This window comes from Nautilia profundicola AmH, assembly GCF_000021725.1.
Lineage (GTDB): Bacteria > Campylobacterota > Campylobacteria > Campylobacterales > Nautiliaceae > Nautilia > Nautilia profundicola.
This window is the reverse complement of record NC_012115.1, coordinates 1660092-1676444: the sequence shown is the minus strand read 5'-3', so window position 1 is coordinate 1676444 and position 16353 is coordinate 1660092. Positions and strand designations below refer to the sequence as shown.

The following is a 16353-nucleotide window of genomic DNA, read 5'->3' as shown; positions in this document are numbered from 1 at the left end:
TTCGTTCACATAGTGAATAAGTAGTGAATAACTGTTGAAATAGATGTGAAAGGAATAAATGAAAATACTCGGAATAGATCCTGGGACAATTAAATGTGGCTATGCAATAATTGAAACAAAACCGAAGCTTACATTAATTGATGCTGGTTTTATAAAAATTACGGAAAAAGAGCTTCAGTATCAGCTTTCACAATTAATAGAAGGTATCGATATGATTTATGATTCTTCAATAGATGAAGTTGCGATTGAGGATATTTTTTTCGCCTATAATCCCAAAACAGTATTAAAACTTGCGCAGTTTAGAGGCGCTCTTTCTCTTAGAATACTTCAGATACATGGTAATTTCAGCGAATATACACCTCTTCAGGTTAAAAGGGCGGTTACTGGAAACGGAAAGGCTAAAAAAGAGCAGGTGGCTTTTATGGTTAAGCGTATTTTGGGAATTAAAGGAGATATAAAACCTCTTGATATTACAGACGCCATTGCTGTTGCAATAACTCATTCGCAGAGGGTCAAATGTTAGAGATTACTGATATTATAGGAATAATTGCTTTTGCTATAAGTGGATTTATTGTAGGGGTAAGAAACAGGTTAGATCTTTTGGGTATTACCATCAGTGCTTTTTTAACGGCTCTTGGAGGCGGTATAATAAGAGATGTTTTGGCTGATAGACATATATATTCATTTACCGATATTATTCCTGGAAGCATTGTCTTAGGCGTTTTAATAGTAGGAATATATTTTAAGTTACACGAGTATGATTTTGAAAATAAAGACCTATTTTTAATAAGTGATTCAATAGGACTGGTTTCTTTTTCAATTTCAGGAAGTATTGTTGCTATAAATTCAGGATTTAATATTTATGGTGTGGTGTTTTTAGCGTTAATTACCGCTGTTGGCGGTGGTATGATAAGGGATATTTTAATAAATAAAATACCGTTTATTTTAAAAGAAAACTTTTATGGGAGTGTAAGCATATTTGTAAGTGTTTTTTTATATGTTTTTGGTATTTCTGACCAAATGATTATATTAATTTTAATTATAGGAGTGATAATAAGGATAATTGCGCATAAGAAAAATTGGAAATTACCTACTTTTTGATGTATAATTAATATACAAAATTAAAAGGAGACGGTATGAAAGTAGGAGATTTAGTAATTGTTGCTACTCTTGGAGAAATTAAAGCATATAAAGCTAACCCAAGAACTCCGGAAGCGGAAGCAGGGCTTAAACCTAATGAGGTAAAACTTGATTTAATAACTGCTATTGATATTGTTCAGGCTCATAAAAAAGTTCAGGATTTGGTAACAGGAATTGAAGGCGCTAATAAACCAGGATTTTTAAACAGGGCTTTCAGCGGTGAAAATCATAATTTAAAAGCAGAAATATATAAAGAAGCTGTAAAAGCAGTAGCTGAAGATATAGATATGTTAATAGAACAGTATGGTGAAAAAAAAGTGTTTTTATCACTTCCTAAACCTATAGCAAACGATGTTTTATCTTATTTAAAAAATAGTTCTAAAATTTATAGATTAGTGGAAAAAGATTTATTGAAAATTGACAAAAATAAATTAATAGACGAGTTTAAGCCGGAAATTTTAAAATAAATTAAAAGAGAAGAGCTATTTCAGCTCTTCTATATCAAAAGGTTTAGAAAAGTGATATCCTTGTGAAGCATCCACATCTAAATGAAGAAGTTCTATATATAGTTCCTCATTTTCAACAAACTCTGCAATTGTTTCAAAATTAAACTCTTTTGCGATTTCTACAATCTTTTTAAGAAGCTTTTTTAATTTTTCATCATTGATAATATCTTTAACGAGTGTTCCATCAATTTTAATTGTATTAATTGGAAGGTTTTTAATTAAATATACAAAATTGGAATATCCGCTACCAAAATCGTCAATAGCGATTTTTACTCCCATTTTTGAGAGTTGATGAATGATCTCATTTATTTTTTTATCTGAAATCATTTCCTCATCTTCCAATAATTCTATAGTTAATTTTTCTGCCACGTTATATTTTTCTATTTTCTTAATAAGGTATTTTATAAATTGTTCGTTTTTTAAGTCTCTTAATGAAAGATTTATTGAAAAATTATATGGAAGTTTTGAAAACTTCTTAAAACATTTTTCTATTATTATTTTTTGCAATGTTTCATATTGATGGGTTTTTTTAGCTATTTCTAAAAAATAATATGGTGTAAATATTTTTCCTTCATGTTTTATTCTCATTAAACATTCATATTTTTTTATTTTTTTTGTTTTATTGTCTATTATTGCTTGAATATAAGGAATAACATTATTATTTTCTATGGCTTCGTTTATAATTTTTTTCCATTTTAAATTTTCTTCAAATTCTTTTAGTATAGGAAGATTTTTATTGTAAACTATAATCTGTTTCTTTCTTTTTTTGGCGTATTTTAATGCTGTGTCCGCTTGTGCGAGAGTTTCACCAATACCTACTGTAATATTTATTTTAATTTCATCATTACCGATTTTAAATTTTTTATTTTTTAATTTATTTATAATTTCTGTTGCTTTGTGTTTTAATTTTGCTGGCTTATCATCAATTATTGCGTACTCATCTGCTGAAAGTTTATATGTTTTATCAATACTGTTTAAAAACTCTCCAAACTCTTTTATCAGTTTATCACCTTCATTAACACCGAAAAAGTCGTTTATTTCCTTGAAGTCATCAATATTTATAATTGCAATATACTTATCTTTAAAATCGTTAATAAGTTTTTCTCTATTTGGTAGATTTGTTAAATTGTCGGTAAACATATTTTTAGTAAGTTCGTCTGTTTTTCTAATTACTTCATTCATTAAGTTTTTGTTTAAATGTTCAAGGAGAATGCTTTTTTCTTGTAGTTTACGTTCAAATTCATCTATAATGGACTTTATAATCCCATTTTCTCTTCTAACTATAAAAATCGTAATTAAGAAAATAACCAAATAAAGAGCAATATAAAAAATTACAAGTTTTTTTATTTCTTGTTTAAACATTGCTTCTTTTTTTGATAAAACGTTATCAATATCATCTATGAAAACACTTGTAAAAATAAGCCAGTTCCATGGTTTATATAATTTTACATAAGAAATTTTGGGTCTTATAATCTTGTCTGAATATTTGTAAAACCAATAACTAACAAAGCCTTCACCGGTCGTATTTGCAATTTTAAGGTATTCTTTTCTATAAAGTTTACCTTTTGCGTCTTTTTTATCATCACTTAATAGTTTTCCTACCATTGAAGGTTTAACCGGAAGAGCCACAACTTTGGCGAAATTTTTTCCGCCTTTGTAATTTAGAATTTCAGCTACTGAAATATACCCGTTGTTTTTCGGCCCGAATCTGATATTGTAAATTACTTGAATAATTCTATTTTTTACAAATTTATCAATAATAGCTTGATATGTGAAAGTTGTAAGTAAAAAATTGTTAAAAATATGTTGATAGGTGATTTTAGTGCCTTTTGGTGTTTTATGAATAAAATAATCGCTGTTTTTATTTTCTTTTAATAGTTTTTTTATTAAATTCATTCTTTTTGTTTTATTATAATCGGATGTTTTTGTATATATCAAATTGGCATTTAAGTCACTAAGTGTAAAAGACATACATTCGTGCTGATTATCTAATTGAGATAATATGGGAAAATATTTATTTTTTGCTGAAAGTTCTAAAATTTTTGCGGAAGTTATATTTACTGTTTTTAATTCATCTTTAACGTTTTGAGTTTTAGCAGTTCTTAATGTTTCGATAAGGTTAATAATATTATTAACCTGATGTTTCATCATGTTTTTTTGATTTTCTATGTAGTTATTTTTTATCATATCAATTTCGCTTTGATATTTTTCATATATGATGATATAAGTAATAAGGAAAGAAAAAATTGTAATGAATGTAAGAATTATAAAGATAGAAAAAGTATTATGTTTGAGTATTTTCCCTTTTAGGTTTTCAATTTTACTCATTACTCATTTTTTCCTTGGCAACTCTATCAAGAATTCCGTTTATAAAACTTTTGGCTTTATCTTCGGAGAAATTTTTAGCAATTTTTACTGCTTCATCTATAACAATTTGATAAGGAGTGTCAGTATACAGTATTTCATAAATACCCACTCTTAAGATTTGTTTGTCAACTTTATCAAGCCTTTCGAAATCCCAGTCAATAAGATGATTTTTTATTATTTCGTCAATTTTGTCAATATGTTCTGATACGCCTTTTAAAAGTTTTTTTGCAAATTCAGCTTTTGAACCTTTGACTTTTTTATCTTTTAATATTTCATCAAACTGTTCAATTGCCTGATCATTTCCCATTTCTTGTGCATAAAGGGTTTGAATTACCGCTTCTCTTGCGTGTGTTATAGTAGCCATTAAAGTTCCTTATATAAATTAATCATTTCTATTAAACCGAGCATTGCCTCGAAACCTTTGTTTCCGGCTTTTGTTCCGGCTCTTTCAATTGCTTGCTCTATAGTATCAGTAGTCAAAAGGCCGAATGTAACCGGAATATCAGCCTGAAGAGTGGTATTTGCTATACCTTTTGTGGCTTCAGCAGCTACATAATCAAAATGAGGTGTAGCTCCTCTAATCACCGCTCCGACACAAACAATCCCGTCATATTTGCCTGTTTTTATAGCTCTTTTTAGCCCGAAAGGAAGTTCAAATGCTCCAGGAACCAAAATAAGCTCAATATTTTCTTCTTTACCACCGTTTCTTAAAAATGCATCTTTTGCACCTTCTACCAATCTATCTGTAATTAAGTGATTAAATCTGCTTGCAATAATAGCTATTTTTTCATTTCCTTTTAATTGTAAATTACCTTCTATCGTTTTCATTAGTTCTCCTTAGCATTTATTTATACAATCTATTTCTTTAAGCGTTTTTTCCAAAGTTTCCGGAGTTATCATATTAGGACCGTCACTTAATGCTTCATCCGGATTATAGTGTGTTTCAAAGAAAAATCCGTCTATACCTACAGCAGCAGCCGCACGGCTTAAAACAGGTACGTATTCTCTTTTTCCACTGCTTTTGCCTCCTGCTCCGCCAGGCATCTGAACCGCATGTGTTGCGTCGAAAATTACAGGAGCATATTCTCTCATTATATAAAGACTTCTCATATCTACTACAAGGTTTCCGTATCCGAACGTCGTACCTCTTTCAGTAAGCCACACTTTGTGTTTTAGGGAGTTTTCGTAAGTTGCTTCGTTACATCCTCTTGTTTGTAACACTTTAAGAACCGAATATTTCATATCGGCAGGATTCATAAACTGCCCTTTTTTAATATTTACTACTTTATCTGTTTTTGCAGCTTCCACCAAAAGATCAGTCTGTCTGCACAAAAATGCCGGAATCTGAAGTACGTCTACTACCTCAGCGGCTTTTTTAACTTGCCATGTTTCATGTACGTCTGTTAAAAGTTTGTAACCGAATTTTTCTTTTACTTCATTTAATATTTCCAAACCTTTATCAATCCCAGGGCCTCTGTAACTGTTTAATGATGTTCTGTTTGCTTTGTCGTAACTTGCTTTGAAATAAAAATCGTATTTTTCATTGTACGGTTTTAAATATTCTGCAATTTTGAAAATCTGTTCCCTGCTTTCGATAACACATGGCCCGGCAATCAATATCATTTTTAACCTTTTGATTTTTATTAAAATTATATCAGATATTTTTAATTTAACATTTAATGCTATAATACTTGAAAAAGAAAGATTGGAAAAATGCATAAAAACAAATCGAAACTTATACCGAAGCTAATAATAGCCTTACCGGTAATTTCGGTTTTAATTTCTATTATATTAATTAGCATCGGAACAATTTATACGATAAAACATACTTTCGAGAAAGAACTTAAACAGACTGAAGAAGAATTTTTTAAAAACTTAAAATATACAACTAAACAAAGAATTGATTTAACGTTTAATGTAATTGATGCGTTATATAAAAATCATACTTTAGATAAAAATAATACTGTTTTACTTATAAGAAATGTAATGGATAAATTCAGATGGCCGGATAACGGGTATATATTTATATTTGATTCTAAAGGAAATACGATTTATCATATAAATCATGCTTTTATAGGTCAAAATAGATGGAATATTGAAAGAAATGGCCAAAAAATCGTTCAAATGATAATAAATGCGGCTTTAAAACATCCTGAAGGGACTTTTGTTAAATATGCGGCTTATTTTCCCAATAAAAAATCTATGGAAAAAATATCATATGTAAAATATTATAAACCTTTAGACTTAGTTATAGGAACCGGAATATATTTGAATTATCTTGATAAGAATTTAATAGCAAAAAAACAGAAACAAAAAGAACTTTTAAATGATGTTATTAAAATAATTCTCTTAGTCTCTTTTATATCTATGATAATAACTATGTTTATTATGTACTTACTTTCTATAATAGTAAACAAACTTTTTAGAGTATACGATAAAACTATTCAATCGGAAAAACATAAACTGTTTATAAGGGCTAATTTCGATGCCCTTACAGGTCTTTGTAACAGAGAATGTTTTATGCAGAAATTAAAAGATGCTTATTATGATTCTATAAGAAATAATAAAAAATTTGCGGTTTTGTTTATTGATATAGACTATTTTAAACAAATTAATGATACTGATGGGCATAAAGTAGGTGATAAAGTTTTAAAAATATTGGCAGAAAGACTTAAAAAAAGTGTACGAAAAACAGATGTAGTTTCAAGGTTTGGTGGAGATGAATTTTTAGTTTTATTAAAAGATATCCATAGCATTGAAGATGTAATTATCTATACCCAAAGAATTTTAGAAGAAATTAAAAAAGAAATTGAAATAAACAGTAAGAAATACTATGTAACCGGTAGTATAGGAATAAGTATTTATCCTGATAATGGGGAAGATTTGGACAAACTTATTATTTATGCCGACATAGCAATGTATCAGTCCAAAAACGACGGAAAAGATAGGTTTAATTTTTATAATATTGATTATAATAAAAAAGCTGAAGATTATCTTTCTTTAAAACAAGAAATTATGCAGGGTCTTAAAAATAAAGAGTTTGAGATTTATTTTCAGCCCCAGTTTGATAAATTTGAATATTTATATGGCAGTGAAGTATTAGTACGTTGGAATCACCCTGATAAAGGATTTTTATACCCTGAAAAATTTATACCTTATGCTATTGAATTAGGATTAATTGACAAAATAGATTTATATGTGTTTGAAGAGGCTGTTAAAACGTATAAACATTGGTATGAAAAAGGTTACAATCCCGGTGTTCTTTCATGGAATGTAACAATGTGTCAGCTTCAGAAGAACGATTTTTTTTCTGAAATTAAAGAAATTATAAATAAATATAAAATTAATCCAGGTATTTTGAATCTTGAAATTACAGAAGAAAGTATTATGAAAAATCCTCAAATTTCAATAAAAATGTTAAACTTAATAAAAGAGTTAGGTATCAGTATAAGTGTTGATGATTTTGGAACTGGTTATTCTTCTTTAGCTTATTTAAAAAAATTACCAATAGATAAAATCAAAATCGATCAAAGTTTCATTTCCGATATCCCTTATAATAGGGATGATGTTATAATTACGAAAGCAATTATTAATTTAGGGAAAAACTTGGATTTAAAAGTTGTGGCTGAAGGTGTCAAAACTAAAATTCAAAGACAGTTTGTAATAGATAAAGGCTGTGACTTTATTCAAGGCGAATATTATTCTATGCCTATTGATAAAAATCATTTTGAAGAAAAGTATTTAAAGGTTATTTATGGTAGTGAGCAAATATAGTGCGAGTGGAAATGATTTTGTTATATTTCACGCATTTTTGAAAAAAGACAGGAGCGAAATAGCTAAGATTTTATGTGACAGACAAAACGGAGTAGGTGCTGACGGACTTATCGTTATACTTCCTCATGAACAATATGATTTTGAATGGCAGTTTTACAATGCTGACGGAAGTGAAGCAGAAATGTGTGGTAACGGGAGCAGGGCGGCCGCTCATTATGCATATGTTAACGAATTGGCTCCAAAAAAAATGCAATTTTTGACAATTGCAGGAGTTATTGAAGCTGAGGTTGACGGTGATATTGTTGAGTCGCAGTTAACCGAACATAAAATAATCAAAGAAGTAGGGGAATGGAAACTGTTTGATACCGGAGTTCCACATTTAGTGAAAATTGATGATATTAATAGTTTTAATATCGAAGAAGCCAGAAAACTAAGATATGAACATAATGCAAACGTAAACGTTGCCGAAGTAAAAGACGGTAATTTATACGTACGTACATATGAAAGAGGTGTTGAGGATGAGACACTTGCCTGCGGTACCGGAATGTGTGCGAGTTTTCTTTTTGCGCGTGAACAGGGATTAGTGGGTAATGAAGTAACAGTTTACCCTAAAAGCGGCGAAGAACTTCATATAAAACTTAAAAACAACAGACTTTATTTCAAAGGTAAAGTAAAAAACACTTTTATCACTACATTTAACGTTACATAAAGTAACATATTTTAATAAAAGATAAAAATACTCTTTTTTATTTCTTTCTTTTCTGTTATACTTCAATAAAAAAAGGATTAATTATGCCAACATTAACAAAATTAAAAGGTAACGACGTAGCGTTATACGGAAATCAAGTAAACGTAGGTGACAGTGCACCTGTTGTAACATTACCAAACAGCGGTTTAGAAGAAGTAACTATTGGTGGAGCTCAGGATAAAGCTCAGCTTATTGTTGCAGTACCAAGTCTTGATACACCTGTATGTGCAATGGAGACAACAAAATTCAACAATCAGGCTGCTAACGTAGAAGGTGCTACTGTATATGTGGTATCTATGGATTTACCGTTTGCAGCAAAAAGATTCTGTTCAACTGAAGGAATTGAAAACCTACAGGTACTTAGTGACTTCAGAGATAAATGTTTCTCAGCTGCATACGGAACTTTAATTGCAGAAGGACCGCTTAGAGGACTAAGTGCGAGAGCAATTTTTGTAATTGGAAAAGACGGAAAAGTTGTTTACAAAGAATTGGTAGAAGAAATTACTGCTGAGCCTGATTATGAAGCTGCACTTGCTGCTTTAAAAGAAGCGGCAGCTAAATAATTTTTTCCTCTCTCCTTTTCATTATCAATCTACTTTTTTAAACTTAATTTATTTACTTGACTTAATTTATTACACTTGCAATAATTGCATAATCAATTGAAAGGATTTTCATGCAATATAATAAAGAAACATCAGTAGGTTATGCATTAACTACTACTTTAAATTTGCTTAGGAAAAATTTCAATAGAGAAATTAAGAATTTCGATTTAAGTTCTGAACAATATGGAGTTTTAAAGTTGGTTTCTGAAGCAAAAAAACTCACTCCTACACAAATTTCCGAACTTTTAAATAGAGATAAAGCTACTATAACAAGAATTATAAAATCGCTTGGCAGCAAAAAATTGATAAAAAAAGAAAATATAAATAATAGATCTTTTTATATTAAATTAACCAAAAACGGAAAAGATATGCTTCAAAAAGCAGATGAAATTGCTCTAAAATACCATAAAATGATAATGGAAAAAGTAGGTGAAGAAGATATAAAACATATGTTGGAAACATTAAAAAAAATAAGAGAAATATTTTAAAGGTTTTAAATGAAAAAAATATTATTTGTTTTAAGTTTAATTATATCATTACATTCTGAAGTAATTGATAAAATAATCGCAACAGTTAACAATATTCCAATAACATCATATGAAGTTGATAAACTTGCTTCAAGTCTTAAAATTTCTAAAGATAAAGCTCTTCAATATCTTTTAGATCAGAAATTGATTCAAAGTGAAATTCAAAAAAGAGGTATTGACGTAGATGATTTTGAAATTGAAAACGCAATGGAAAAAATTGCTAAACAAAACGGTTTAAGCCTTTTCGAATTTAAAAATATTTTAATGCAAAAAGGGCAATATCAACAATTGAGAAATAAAATAAAGGATGATTTATTAAAAGAAAAATTATTTAATCAGATTGTGCAAACGAAACTTAAAATATCACAAGATGAGCTGAAAAATTTTTATGAAAATAATAAAGATCAGTTCAAAATCTTTTCTACTGTTCAAGTAACAAAATATACAGCAAATAATAAAAAAAGTTTAAATGAGATTAAAAAGAATCCATTAGCAAATGCTAATGTAAAAACTGAAACTAAAGTTTACAGTTATAACGAGCTTCCTTTGGGACTGTTATTTTTATTTAAACAGACGAAAGTAGGGGAATTTACGCCAATAATTAATGACGGTTTGGCTTACAGTATGTATTATGTGGCGAGAAAAGACGGAAGTGTTTATATACCTTTTGAAAAGGTAAAAAATGCAATAGCGAATAAATTGGCTGCTCAGAAGAGGGAAATGATTTTGAAAGACTATTTTAATAAATTAAAAAACAGGGCTTATATAAAGTTTTATAATTAAATCTTACAAGATTTATTTTCAATATTTCCTTCTATTTTTTTAAAACCGTTTTCATAAATCCAGATTTCAAAATCAATATTTTCTTTTTTCAGTATCTCTTTTATTTTTTCTTTTTCTTTTGTAAGAATAGATACTCCACAGTCTTCAAATATCTCATCAGGAGTAGGTATTGATTTTATATTATATTGTTTTAAAATTTTTTCCGCTTTAAGTCCAGTCGGTATATCTTCAAAATGAAAATAATAATAAGTGCTTAAATCATCTGTAAATTTGTAAATTATTTCTTTTAAATGTAGTCTTATTCCCGCTGGTAAATATTTAATTTCCGCCATTTTATTTCCTTACTTATTGATTTCTTTTTCTCTTAACTGCCCGCATGCTGCTGAAATATCCATGCCTTTACTTTTTCTGATTGTACACATTATCCCTTTGTTGATCAGATAATCCTGAAACTTTTTCATAGTTGCATCATCCGGTCTTTTGAAATTTGTTCCCGGATATGGGTTGAAATATATTAAGTTAACTTTACTTGGAATCCCGTTTAACAGTTTTACGAGTTTTTTTGCAGATTCTATATCGTCGTTAACGTCTTTTATTACAAGATATTCAAACATTACTTTTTTTCTTTTATCAATTGGAAATTCTCTGATTGCATCTATTACACTTTCGATGTTGTATGCTTTGTTCAGAGGAATCAACTGCTCTCTTAATTCATCATCCACCGCATGTAATGAAATAGCTAAATTTACACCTAAGTTTTCATTTCCTAATCTTTTAATTTTTGGTGCAATTCCTGAAGTGGATACGGTCTGTCTTCTTGGGGATATATTCATACCGTCTGGATTTGCGAGAATTTTAATAGCTTTAACTAACGCATCGTAATTATCAAGTGGTTCACCCATTCCCATATATACTACATTTAATGCTTTGTTTTCATCAAAGTTCTTAAATTTTTTCATCCACCACACCTGTGCTACAATCTCTCCGGCACTTAGATTTCTTACAAATCCCCCTTTTGCTGTCAGACAAAAAGCACATCCCACTTTACAGCCAACCTGTGTAGAAACACAAACTGTATATTTGGCTTCTTTAATTTTACCATCTTTAATCTCTTCATCTTTCATTTTAATAAGTACTGTCTCAACCGTATGGTTATCGTGCATTTTAAATAAAAATTTTTCAGTTCCGTCTGTTGCTATTTCATGGTTTATGAGTTCTAATGGATTAATTATAAATTCTTTTTTTAATTTTGCTTTTAGATCTTTTGGTATGTTTTTCATCTCTTCAAAATCATCTACGTACTTTCTGTATACCCATTGATACAGCTGCTTTGTTCTGAATTTCGGCTGGATACCAAACTCCATCAATTCTTCCGGAAGATAATCCATAAAGATTTTTTTATCCATTTTTTTCCTTTATTATTATTCTTTTATCTATCAATCTTTGTATTAAAAGATCTTTTGCTTTTGATATATTTGTTATGTAATCTTCATGTGCGTTATTATTGCAGTAATTCGTAACTACAAAAATTCCAAGAGTTGGTATTTCAAATTCTTTAGCCACGCTCATAACACTGTAAAACTCCATATTTTCAATATCAATGTTTAGTTTTAAATATTTTTTCGCCACTTCTGCATTTGTTGTAATATAGTTTGAAGAATTTACTATTGTTTCACGGGAAACATCATTTGAAAAACTTATGATGTTATCTAATGGCGTATAGCAGTTTTTTTCAACAAAGCATTGTTCGATATTAGATGCACTAGTTGTTTCAACAATGTCAAATATATTTTTTTTTCCATAACTTCCTGCAGTTCCAATAAAAATTAAATAATCTGGTTTGTCAAATAAACATATTCTTGTTAAATTTATTGCCGAATTAATTAATCCAATTCCTATAGGTTCTGCAAAATCAAATAATTCTGTTTTCCCTGCAGATATTATTTTTATATTTTTCATTGTAACCTTTTTTGTTTCACGTGAATCATTTACAGTTTAATTCTATTTTATATTTTAAAGTAATGTTTGTAGGTTTGGTAATTATTTTATCCTCATCAGGTGTTAAAAAAATAATCTTTTTTATCTTACATGATTTATAAATATGTTTTGTTTTGTTTATTATACGATATTGGATTTTATCAAAATCTACTTTGGTATATTTAACAGTTTGAAATTTTGCATCATCCGGGGCATAAAATTCATTATCAAGCCACATGTTTATTTGGTCAATATTGCCGTAAAGAATATATCCGTCTTTTGTTTTGATAAAAGGAAAAGGAAATGTTAATCCTTCTTTTTTGGTAATGATTTTTATTGCTTCATTTTTTGGAACAACATATTGAGTATAAACTTTAGTATATTCAACTTCAAATGCATTAAGATATATAAAAGATAATATTAATAAAAAACTTCTCAATTTTTAATTCTCCTGTTTCAATTTATTCTTACACTGATATTATTCTTATGAAGATACTGTTTTAAATCCATTATATCTATTTCTTTAAAGTGAAAAATACTTGCAGCAAGTGCTGCATCGGCAGAATGTTCAAACACTTCTTTAAAGTGTTCCATTTTACCAGCGCCTCCACTCGCTATTACTGGTACATGCACAAGTTTTGAAATAATTTCAGTTATTTCAATATCAAAACCGGCTTTTGTACCGTCTGTATCCATTGATGTTAACAATATTTCTCCTGCACCTCTGTCGACAACTTCTTTTGCCCATTCAATCGCATCAAGACCTGTATCCTCTCTTCCTCCTTTTATAAACACATGCCATTTATTTGGGGCAATCTTTTTAACATCAATTGCAACAACTATACACTGACTACCAAATCTTTTACTTGATTTGTTAATAAAATCAGGATTTTTAACTGCGGCTGAATTTATTGAAACTTTATCACAGCCCACATTTAATAAATCGTAAATATCACTCAGTTCACTGATACCACCCCCGACTGTTAAAGGTATAAAAACTTCTTTGGCTACTTCTTTAACAATATCAACAATCGGTTTTCTTCCTTCATGGCTGGCTGTAATATCTAAAAAAGTAAGCTCATCTGCTCCTTCTTCATTGTATCTTATAGCAGCTTCAACAGGGTCTCCAGCATCGCGCAAACCTACGAAATTCACACCCTTAACAACTCTTCCGTCTTTTACATCAAGACAAGGAATAATACGTTTAGCAAAATATTCCATACAGGTCCTTTGTTTTTTATACATTTATATGTAGTATATCTTCTTATCTGTTTTTTGTTATAATTTTATCAAACTATTTACATTTAGTAAAAGGATATGATATAATCAAGGCAAAGAAAAAATTTGGACAAAATTTTTTAAAAGATAAACATTATTTAGAAAAAATCGTCCAAGCGATGCCCAAGACCGATAATATGGTAATTGAGATTGGGCCTGGCTTAGGCGATTTAACGGAAAAGCTGCTGGAAAAAAGAAGAGTAACAGCTTATGAAATTGATAAAGATTTATGTGAAATTTTGAAAAAAAAATTTCCAAATCTAAATTTAAAATGTGGTGATGTATTAGAGTTTTGGCAAGAAACTCTGGAAAATGAAAAGTATGATTTGATTGCAAATTTACCTTATTATATTGCAACGAACATTATTTTAAAAGCATTAAAAGATAAAAATGCAAAAAACATACTTGTTTTAATTCAAAAGGAAGTTGCGGATAAATTTTCTGCAAAAGCGGGGGATAAAAATTATTCATCTTTAGCAATACTTGCGCAAAGTGTAGCTAAAGTGAAAAAACTGTTTGATATACCGCCGGGAGCATTTGTTCCGGCTCCTAAGGTAACAAGCAGTGTAATACTTTTTGAAAAATTTGAAAACTCTTTTGATGAGGAGTTTGCAAAATTTTTAAAAGTCGCTTTTGCTAATCCAAGAAAAACACTTAAAAAAAACTTATCCGCAAAATACAAAAATTTTAATCCTGAGGATTTTGGACTTGCCAAAAATATAAGACCTCATCAAATTGACGGCTCTACTTTTTTCCAGCTCTTTTCTAATGTGCGCTAGGCTTAAAGAAAGGAGATTATATGGAAGAAAAAAATCAAAAAGCCGTTGTTAAATCAAAAAAACCTGTACAACAAAAAAAAGTAGATCCTAAAAATTTTGTATGGTTTAAAGATTTAAATAAAGCATTTAATGAAAATGAGAAAATACAACAAGCAAGACTTAATTCACATACAAAAATTGATAATAATGCAAAAGGGTGGGTTAGATTTACACCTCTTGGGGGACTTGATGAAATCGGTGGAAACTGTGCTGTACTTGAAACGGAAAACAGTGCAATTATTATCGACTGCGGGATGAGCTTCCCTAATGAAGATATGCACGGGGTTGATATATTAATACCTGATTTTAGTTATCTAAGAGAAATCCGACATAAAATTAAAGGTCTTATTATTACGCACGGACATGAGGACCATATCGGGGCGGTGCCGTATCTCTTTAAAGAGATGCAGTTTCCAATCTACGGTACGAGTTTACCTCTTGCAATGATAGAAAATAAATTTAAAGAGCATAAATTATTACAATACAAAAGTTATTTCAGAAGTGTTAAAAAACGCCATCCTATTCAAATAGGAGATTTTAAAATAGAGTGGATTCATATGACTCACTCAATTATCGACAGCTCGTCGCTTGCAATTCAGACACCTGTGGGAACTATAATCCATACGGGTGATTTCAAGATTGACCACACACCTATTGACGGATACGCACCTGATTTACATAGATTTGCATATTACGGAGAAAAAGGTGTTTTAGCGCTTTTCAGTGATTCAACAAACTCGTATAAACCGGGAGTTACCCCAAGTGAAAGTGTTGTAGGGAAAACGTTTGACGATCTGTTTTTAAGAACAAAAGGAAGAGTAATAATGTCGACGTTCTCTTCAAACATTCACAGGGTGTATCAAGCAATTGCAACAGGTATCAAATACGGAAGAAAAGTTTGTATTATCGGTAGAAGTATGGAACAAAACCTAAATGTAGCGATGGATCTCGGGTATATCAAACTTCCTCGCGATATATTCATAGACCCGTACGAAATTGGAAAATATGAAGACAGCGAAATTTTAATCGTTACAACGGGAAGCCAGGGTGAGAGCATGAGTGCTCTTTACAGAATGGCTATTGATGAGCACAGACACGTAAAAATTAAAGAGGGCGATCAGATTATCATTTCGGCTAAAGCCATTCCGGGGAATGAACCGACTGTATCACAGCTTATTAACTTCTTAATGAAAAAAGGCGCAAAAGTTGCGTATCAGGATTTCAGTGAAATTCACGTTTCAGGTCACGCGGCTCAGGAAGAACAAAAACTGATGCTAAGACTTGTAAAACCTAAATATTTCTTCCCTGTGCACGGTGAGTATAATCACCTTATGAAACATAGAGAAACTGCAATGAGCATAGGGATGAGCGAAAATAATATATTTGTTATGGAAGATGGTGAGCAGTGGGAAATTACACCTAAGAGAGTCAGAAAAGTTAAATCAGTAAAAGTAGGTAAAATCTATATCGATAATCAAATCAATGAAAAAATCGAAACGGATATAGTACTTGACAGACAAAAACTCGCAAACGAAGGTATTATAATGATAGTTGCGCAGGTGGATAAACAGAAGAAAAAACTTCTTTCACGTCCTCGCGTAACTACATACGGAATTATTGCGGACAAAGAAGACAAAAACTTTGCAAAAGAGATGGAGGATATTTTAGTAAACTACATCGATCATGCAAAAGATTACGTATACGAAAAAACAAGAATTTTTGAAAATGAACTCAGAAACGTAATCAGAAAACACGTATTTAGAAAAACAAAAAAATACCCTACTATAGTTCCGATTGTTTACTTTATGTAAACTCTCCCTTTTCTTAACTTTT

At 29.9% G+C, this 16353-nt stretch carries 19 protein-coding genes; 10 read left to right on the top strand and 9 right to left on the bottom strand.

Going from position 1 to position 16353, the window contains the following annotated elements:
• Positions 1 to 58: 58 nt before the first annotated feature.
• The 3 genes from ruvC to NAMH_RS08870 are packed head-to-tail and all read left to right on the top strand — an operon-like array spanning position 59 to position 1607.
• Complete coding sequence (ruvC, locus tag NAMH_RS08880; RefSeq protein WP_015902425.1) at positions 59 to 523, top strand: crossover junction endodeoxyribonuclease RuvC; 465 nt, start codon at positions 59 to 61, stop codon at positions 521 to 523.
• Positions 517 to 1101 (top strand): trimeric intracellular cation channel family protein, encoded by a 585-nt coding sequence (locus tag NAMH_RS08875; protein ID WP_015902078.1) that lies wholly within the window; start codon positions 517 to 519, stop codon positions 1099 to 1101. The genes ruvC and NAMH_RS08875 overlap by 7 nt, the downstream gene beginning before the upstream one ends.
• Positions 1102 to 1136: 35 nt before the next feature.
• Positions 1137 to 1607: a type II toxin-antitoxin system CcdA family antitoxin gene (locus tag NAMH_RS08870; RefSeq protein ID WP_012663863.1), complete on the top strand. Its 471-nt coding sequence runs from the start codon at positions 1137 to 1139 to the stop codon at positions 1605 to 1607.
• A 15-nt stretch (positions 1608 to 1622) separates the two neighbouring features.
• On the opposite strand, the gene NAMH_RS09060 is transcribed toward NAMH_RS08870, so the two are convergent.
• From NAMH_RS09060 to kdsA, 4 genes are read right to left on the bottom strand one after another with little or no spacing between them, the layout of a single operon-like run.
• Positions 1623 to 3974 carry an EAL domain-containing protein gene (locus tag NAMH_RS09060; RefSeq protein WP_015901985.1) on the bottom strand — a complete coding sequence of 784 codons (2352 nt, stop codon included), beginning with the start codon at positions 3972 to 3974 and terminating at the stop codon, positions 1623 to 1625.
• A complete protein-coding gene (gene nusB / locus NAMH_RS08860; RefSeq protein WP_015902653.1) occupies positions 3967 to 4377 on the bottom strand; it encodes a transcription antitermination factor NusB in 411 nt (136 codons plus the stop codon). Before nusB ends, NAMH_RS09060 begins: the two co-directional genes overlap by 8 nt.
• Entirely contained in the window at positions 4377 to 4841 is a 465-nt protein-coding gene (ribH, locus tag NAMH_RS08855) for a 6,7-dimethyl-8-ribityllumazine synthase (RefSeq protein ID WP_015902439.1), read from the bottom strand. The genes nusB and ribH overlap by 1 nt, the downstream gene beginning before the upstream one ends.
• A 9-nt stretch (positions 4842 to 4850) precedes the next feature.
• Complete coding sequence (kdsA, locus tag NAMH_RS08850; RefSeq protein WP_015901887.1) at positions 4851 to 5636, bottom strand: 3-deoxy-8-phosphooctulonate synthase; 786 nt, start codon at positions 5634 to 5636, stop codon at positions 4851 to 4853.
• A 90-nt stretch (positions 5637 to 5726) separates the two neighbouring features.
• Here kdsA and NAMH_RS08845 point away from each other — a divergent pair, with 90 nt between their 5' ends.
• The 5 genes from NAMH_RS08845 (at position 5727) to NAMH_RS08825 (ending at position 10447) form a co-directional block, all read left to right on the top strand.
• On the top strand, positions 5727 to 7787 hold the full coding sequence (locus NAMH_RS08845) for an EAL domain-containing protein (RefSeq protein ID WP_015901916.1): 2061 nt from the start codon (positions 5727 to 5729) through the stop codon (positions 7785 to 7787).
• The gene (gene dapF, locus NAMH_RS08840) at positions 7768 to 8496 is read left to right on the top strand and encodes a diaminopimelate epimerase (RefSeq protein WP_015902648.1); all 729 of its coding nucleotides are present in this window, start codon (positions 7768 to 7770) and stop codon (positions 8494 to 8496) included. The genes NAMH_RS08845 and dapF overlap by 20 nt, the downstream gene beginning before the upstream one ends.
• A gap of 83 nt (positions 8497 to 8579) precedes the next feature.
• Positions 8580 to 9098, top strand: coding sequence for a thiol peroxidase (tpx, locus tag NAMH_RS08835; RefSeq protein ID WP_015902610.1), 519 nt, complete (start codon positions 8580 to 8582; stop codon positions 9096 to 9098).
• Between the two features lie 110 nt (positions 9099 to 9208).
• On the top strand, positions 9209 to 9625 hold the full coding sequence (locus NAMH_RS08830; protein ID WP_015902280.1) for a MarR family winged helix-turn-helix transcriptional regulator: 417 nt from the start codon (positions 9209 to 9211) through the stop codon (positions 9623 to 9625).
• A 9-nt stretch (positions 9626 to 9634) separates the two neighbouring features.
• Positions 9635 to 10447: a hypothetical protein gene (locus NAMH_RS08825; RefSeq protein WP_015901738.1), complete on the top strand. Its 813-nt coding sequence runs from the start codon at positions 9635 to 9637 to the stop codon at positions 10445 to 10447.
• On the opposite strand, the gene NAMH_RS08820 is transcribed toward NAMH_RS08825, so the two are convergent.
• Genes NAMH_RS08820 through hisF form a run of 5 tightly spaced genes read right to left on the bottom strand, consistent with a single transcriptional unit; the run spans position 10444 to position 13645 of the window.
• Positions 10444 to 10779 carry a putative Se/S carrier-like protein gene (locus NAMH_RS08820; protein WP_015902277.1) on the bottom strand — a complete coding sequence of 112 codons (336 nt, stop codon included), beginning with the start codon at positions 10777 to 10779 and terminating at the stop codon, positions 10444 to 10446. The two genes, NAMH_RS08825 and NAMH_RS08820, sit on opposite strands and share 4 nt — an antisense overlap.
• 9 nt (positions 10780 to 10788) lie before the next feature.
• Positions 10789 to 11853 carry a dual-specificity RNA methyltransferase RlmN gene (rlmN, locus tag NAMH_RS08815; protein WP_015902824.1) on the bottom strand — a complete coding sequence of 355 codons (1065 nt, stop codon included), beginning with the start codon at positions 11851 to 11853 and terminating at the stop codon, positions 10789 to 10791.
• Positions 11846 to 12406 carry a phosphorylase family protein gene (locus NAMH_RS08810; RefSeq protein ID WP_012663952.1) on the bottom strand — a complete coding sequence of 187 codons (561 nt, stop codon included), beginning with the start codon at positions 12404 to 12406 and terminating at the stop codon, positions 11846 to 11848. The genes rlmN and NAMH_RS08810 overlap by 8 nt, the downstream gene beginning before the upstream one ends.
• A gap of 25 nt (positions 12407 to 12431) precedes the next feature.
• The gene (locus NAMH_RS08805; RefSeq protein WP_012663588.1) at positions 12432 to 12863 is read right to left on the bottom strand and encodes a hypothetical protein; all 432 of its coding nucleotides are present in this window, start codon (positions 12861 to 12863) and stop codon (positions 12432 to 12434) included.
• Between the two features lie 17 nt (positions 12864 to 12880).
• The gene (gene hisF / locus NAMH_RS08800) at positions 12881 to 13645 is read right to left on the bottom strand and encodes an imidazole glycerol phosphate synthase subunit HisF (RefSeq protein WP_015902273.1); all 765 of its coding nucleotides are present in this window, start codon (positions 13643 to 13645) and stop codon (positions 12881 to 12883) included.
• A 101-nt stretch (positions 13646 to 13746) separates the two neighbouring features.
• Between hisF and rsmA the strand changes: the two genes are divergently transcribed.
• Together rsmA and NAMH_RS08790 are read left to right on the top strand one after the other, a co-directional pair.
• Complete coding sequence (rsmA, locus tag NAMH_RS08795; RefSeq protein ID WP_041361685.1) at positions 13747 to 14481, top strand: 16S rRNA (adenine(1518)-N(6)/adenine(1519)-N(6))-dimethyltransferase RsmA; 735 nt, start codon at positions 13747 to 13749, stop codon at positions 14479 to 14481.
• 20 nt (positions 14482 to 14501) lie between these two features.
• Positions 14502 to 16331: a ribonuclease J gene (locus NAMH_RS08790; RefSeq protein WP_015902802.1), complete on the top strand. Its 1830-nt coding sequence runs from the start codon at positions 14502 to 14504 to the stop codon at positions 16329 to 16331.
• The last annotated feature ends 22 nt before the right edge of the window (positions 16332 to 16353 follow it).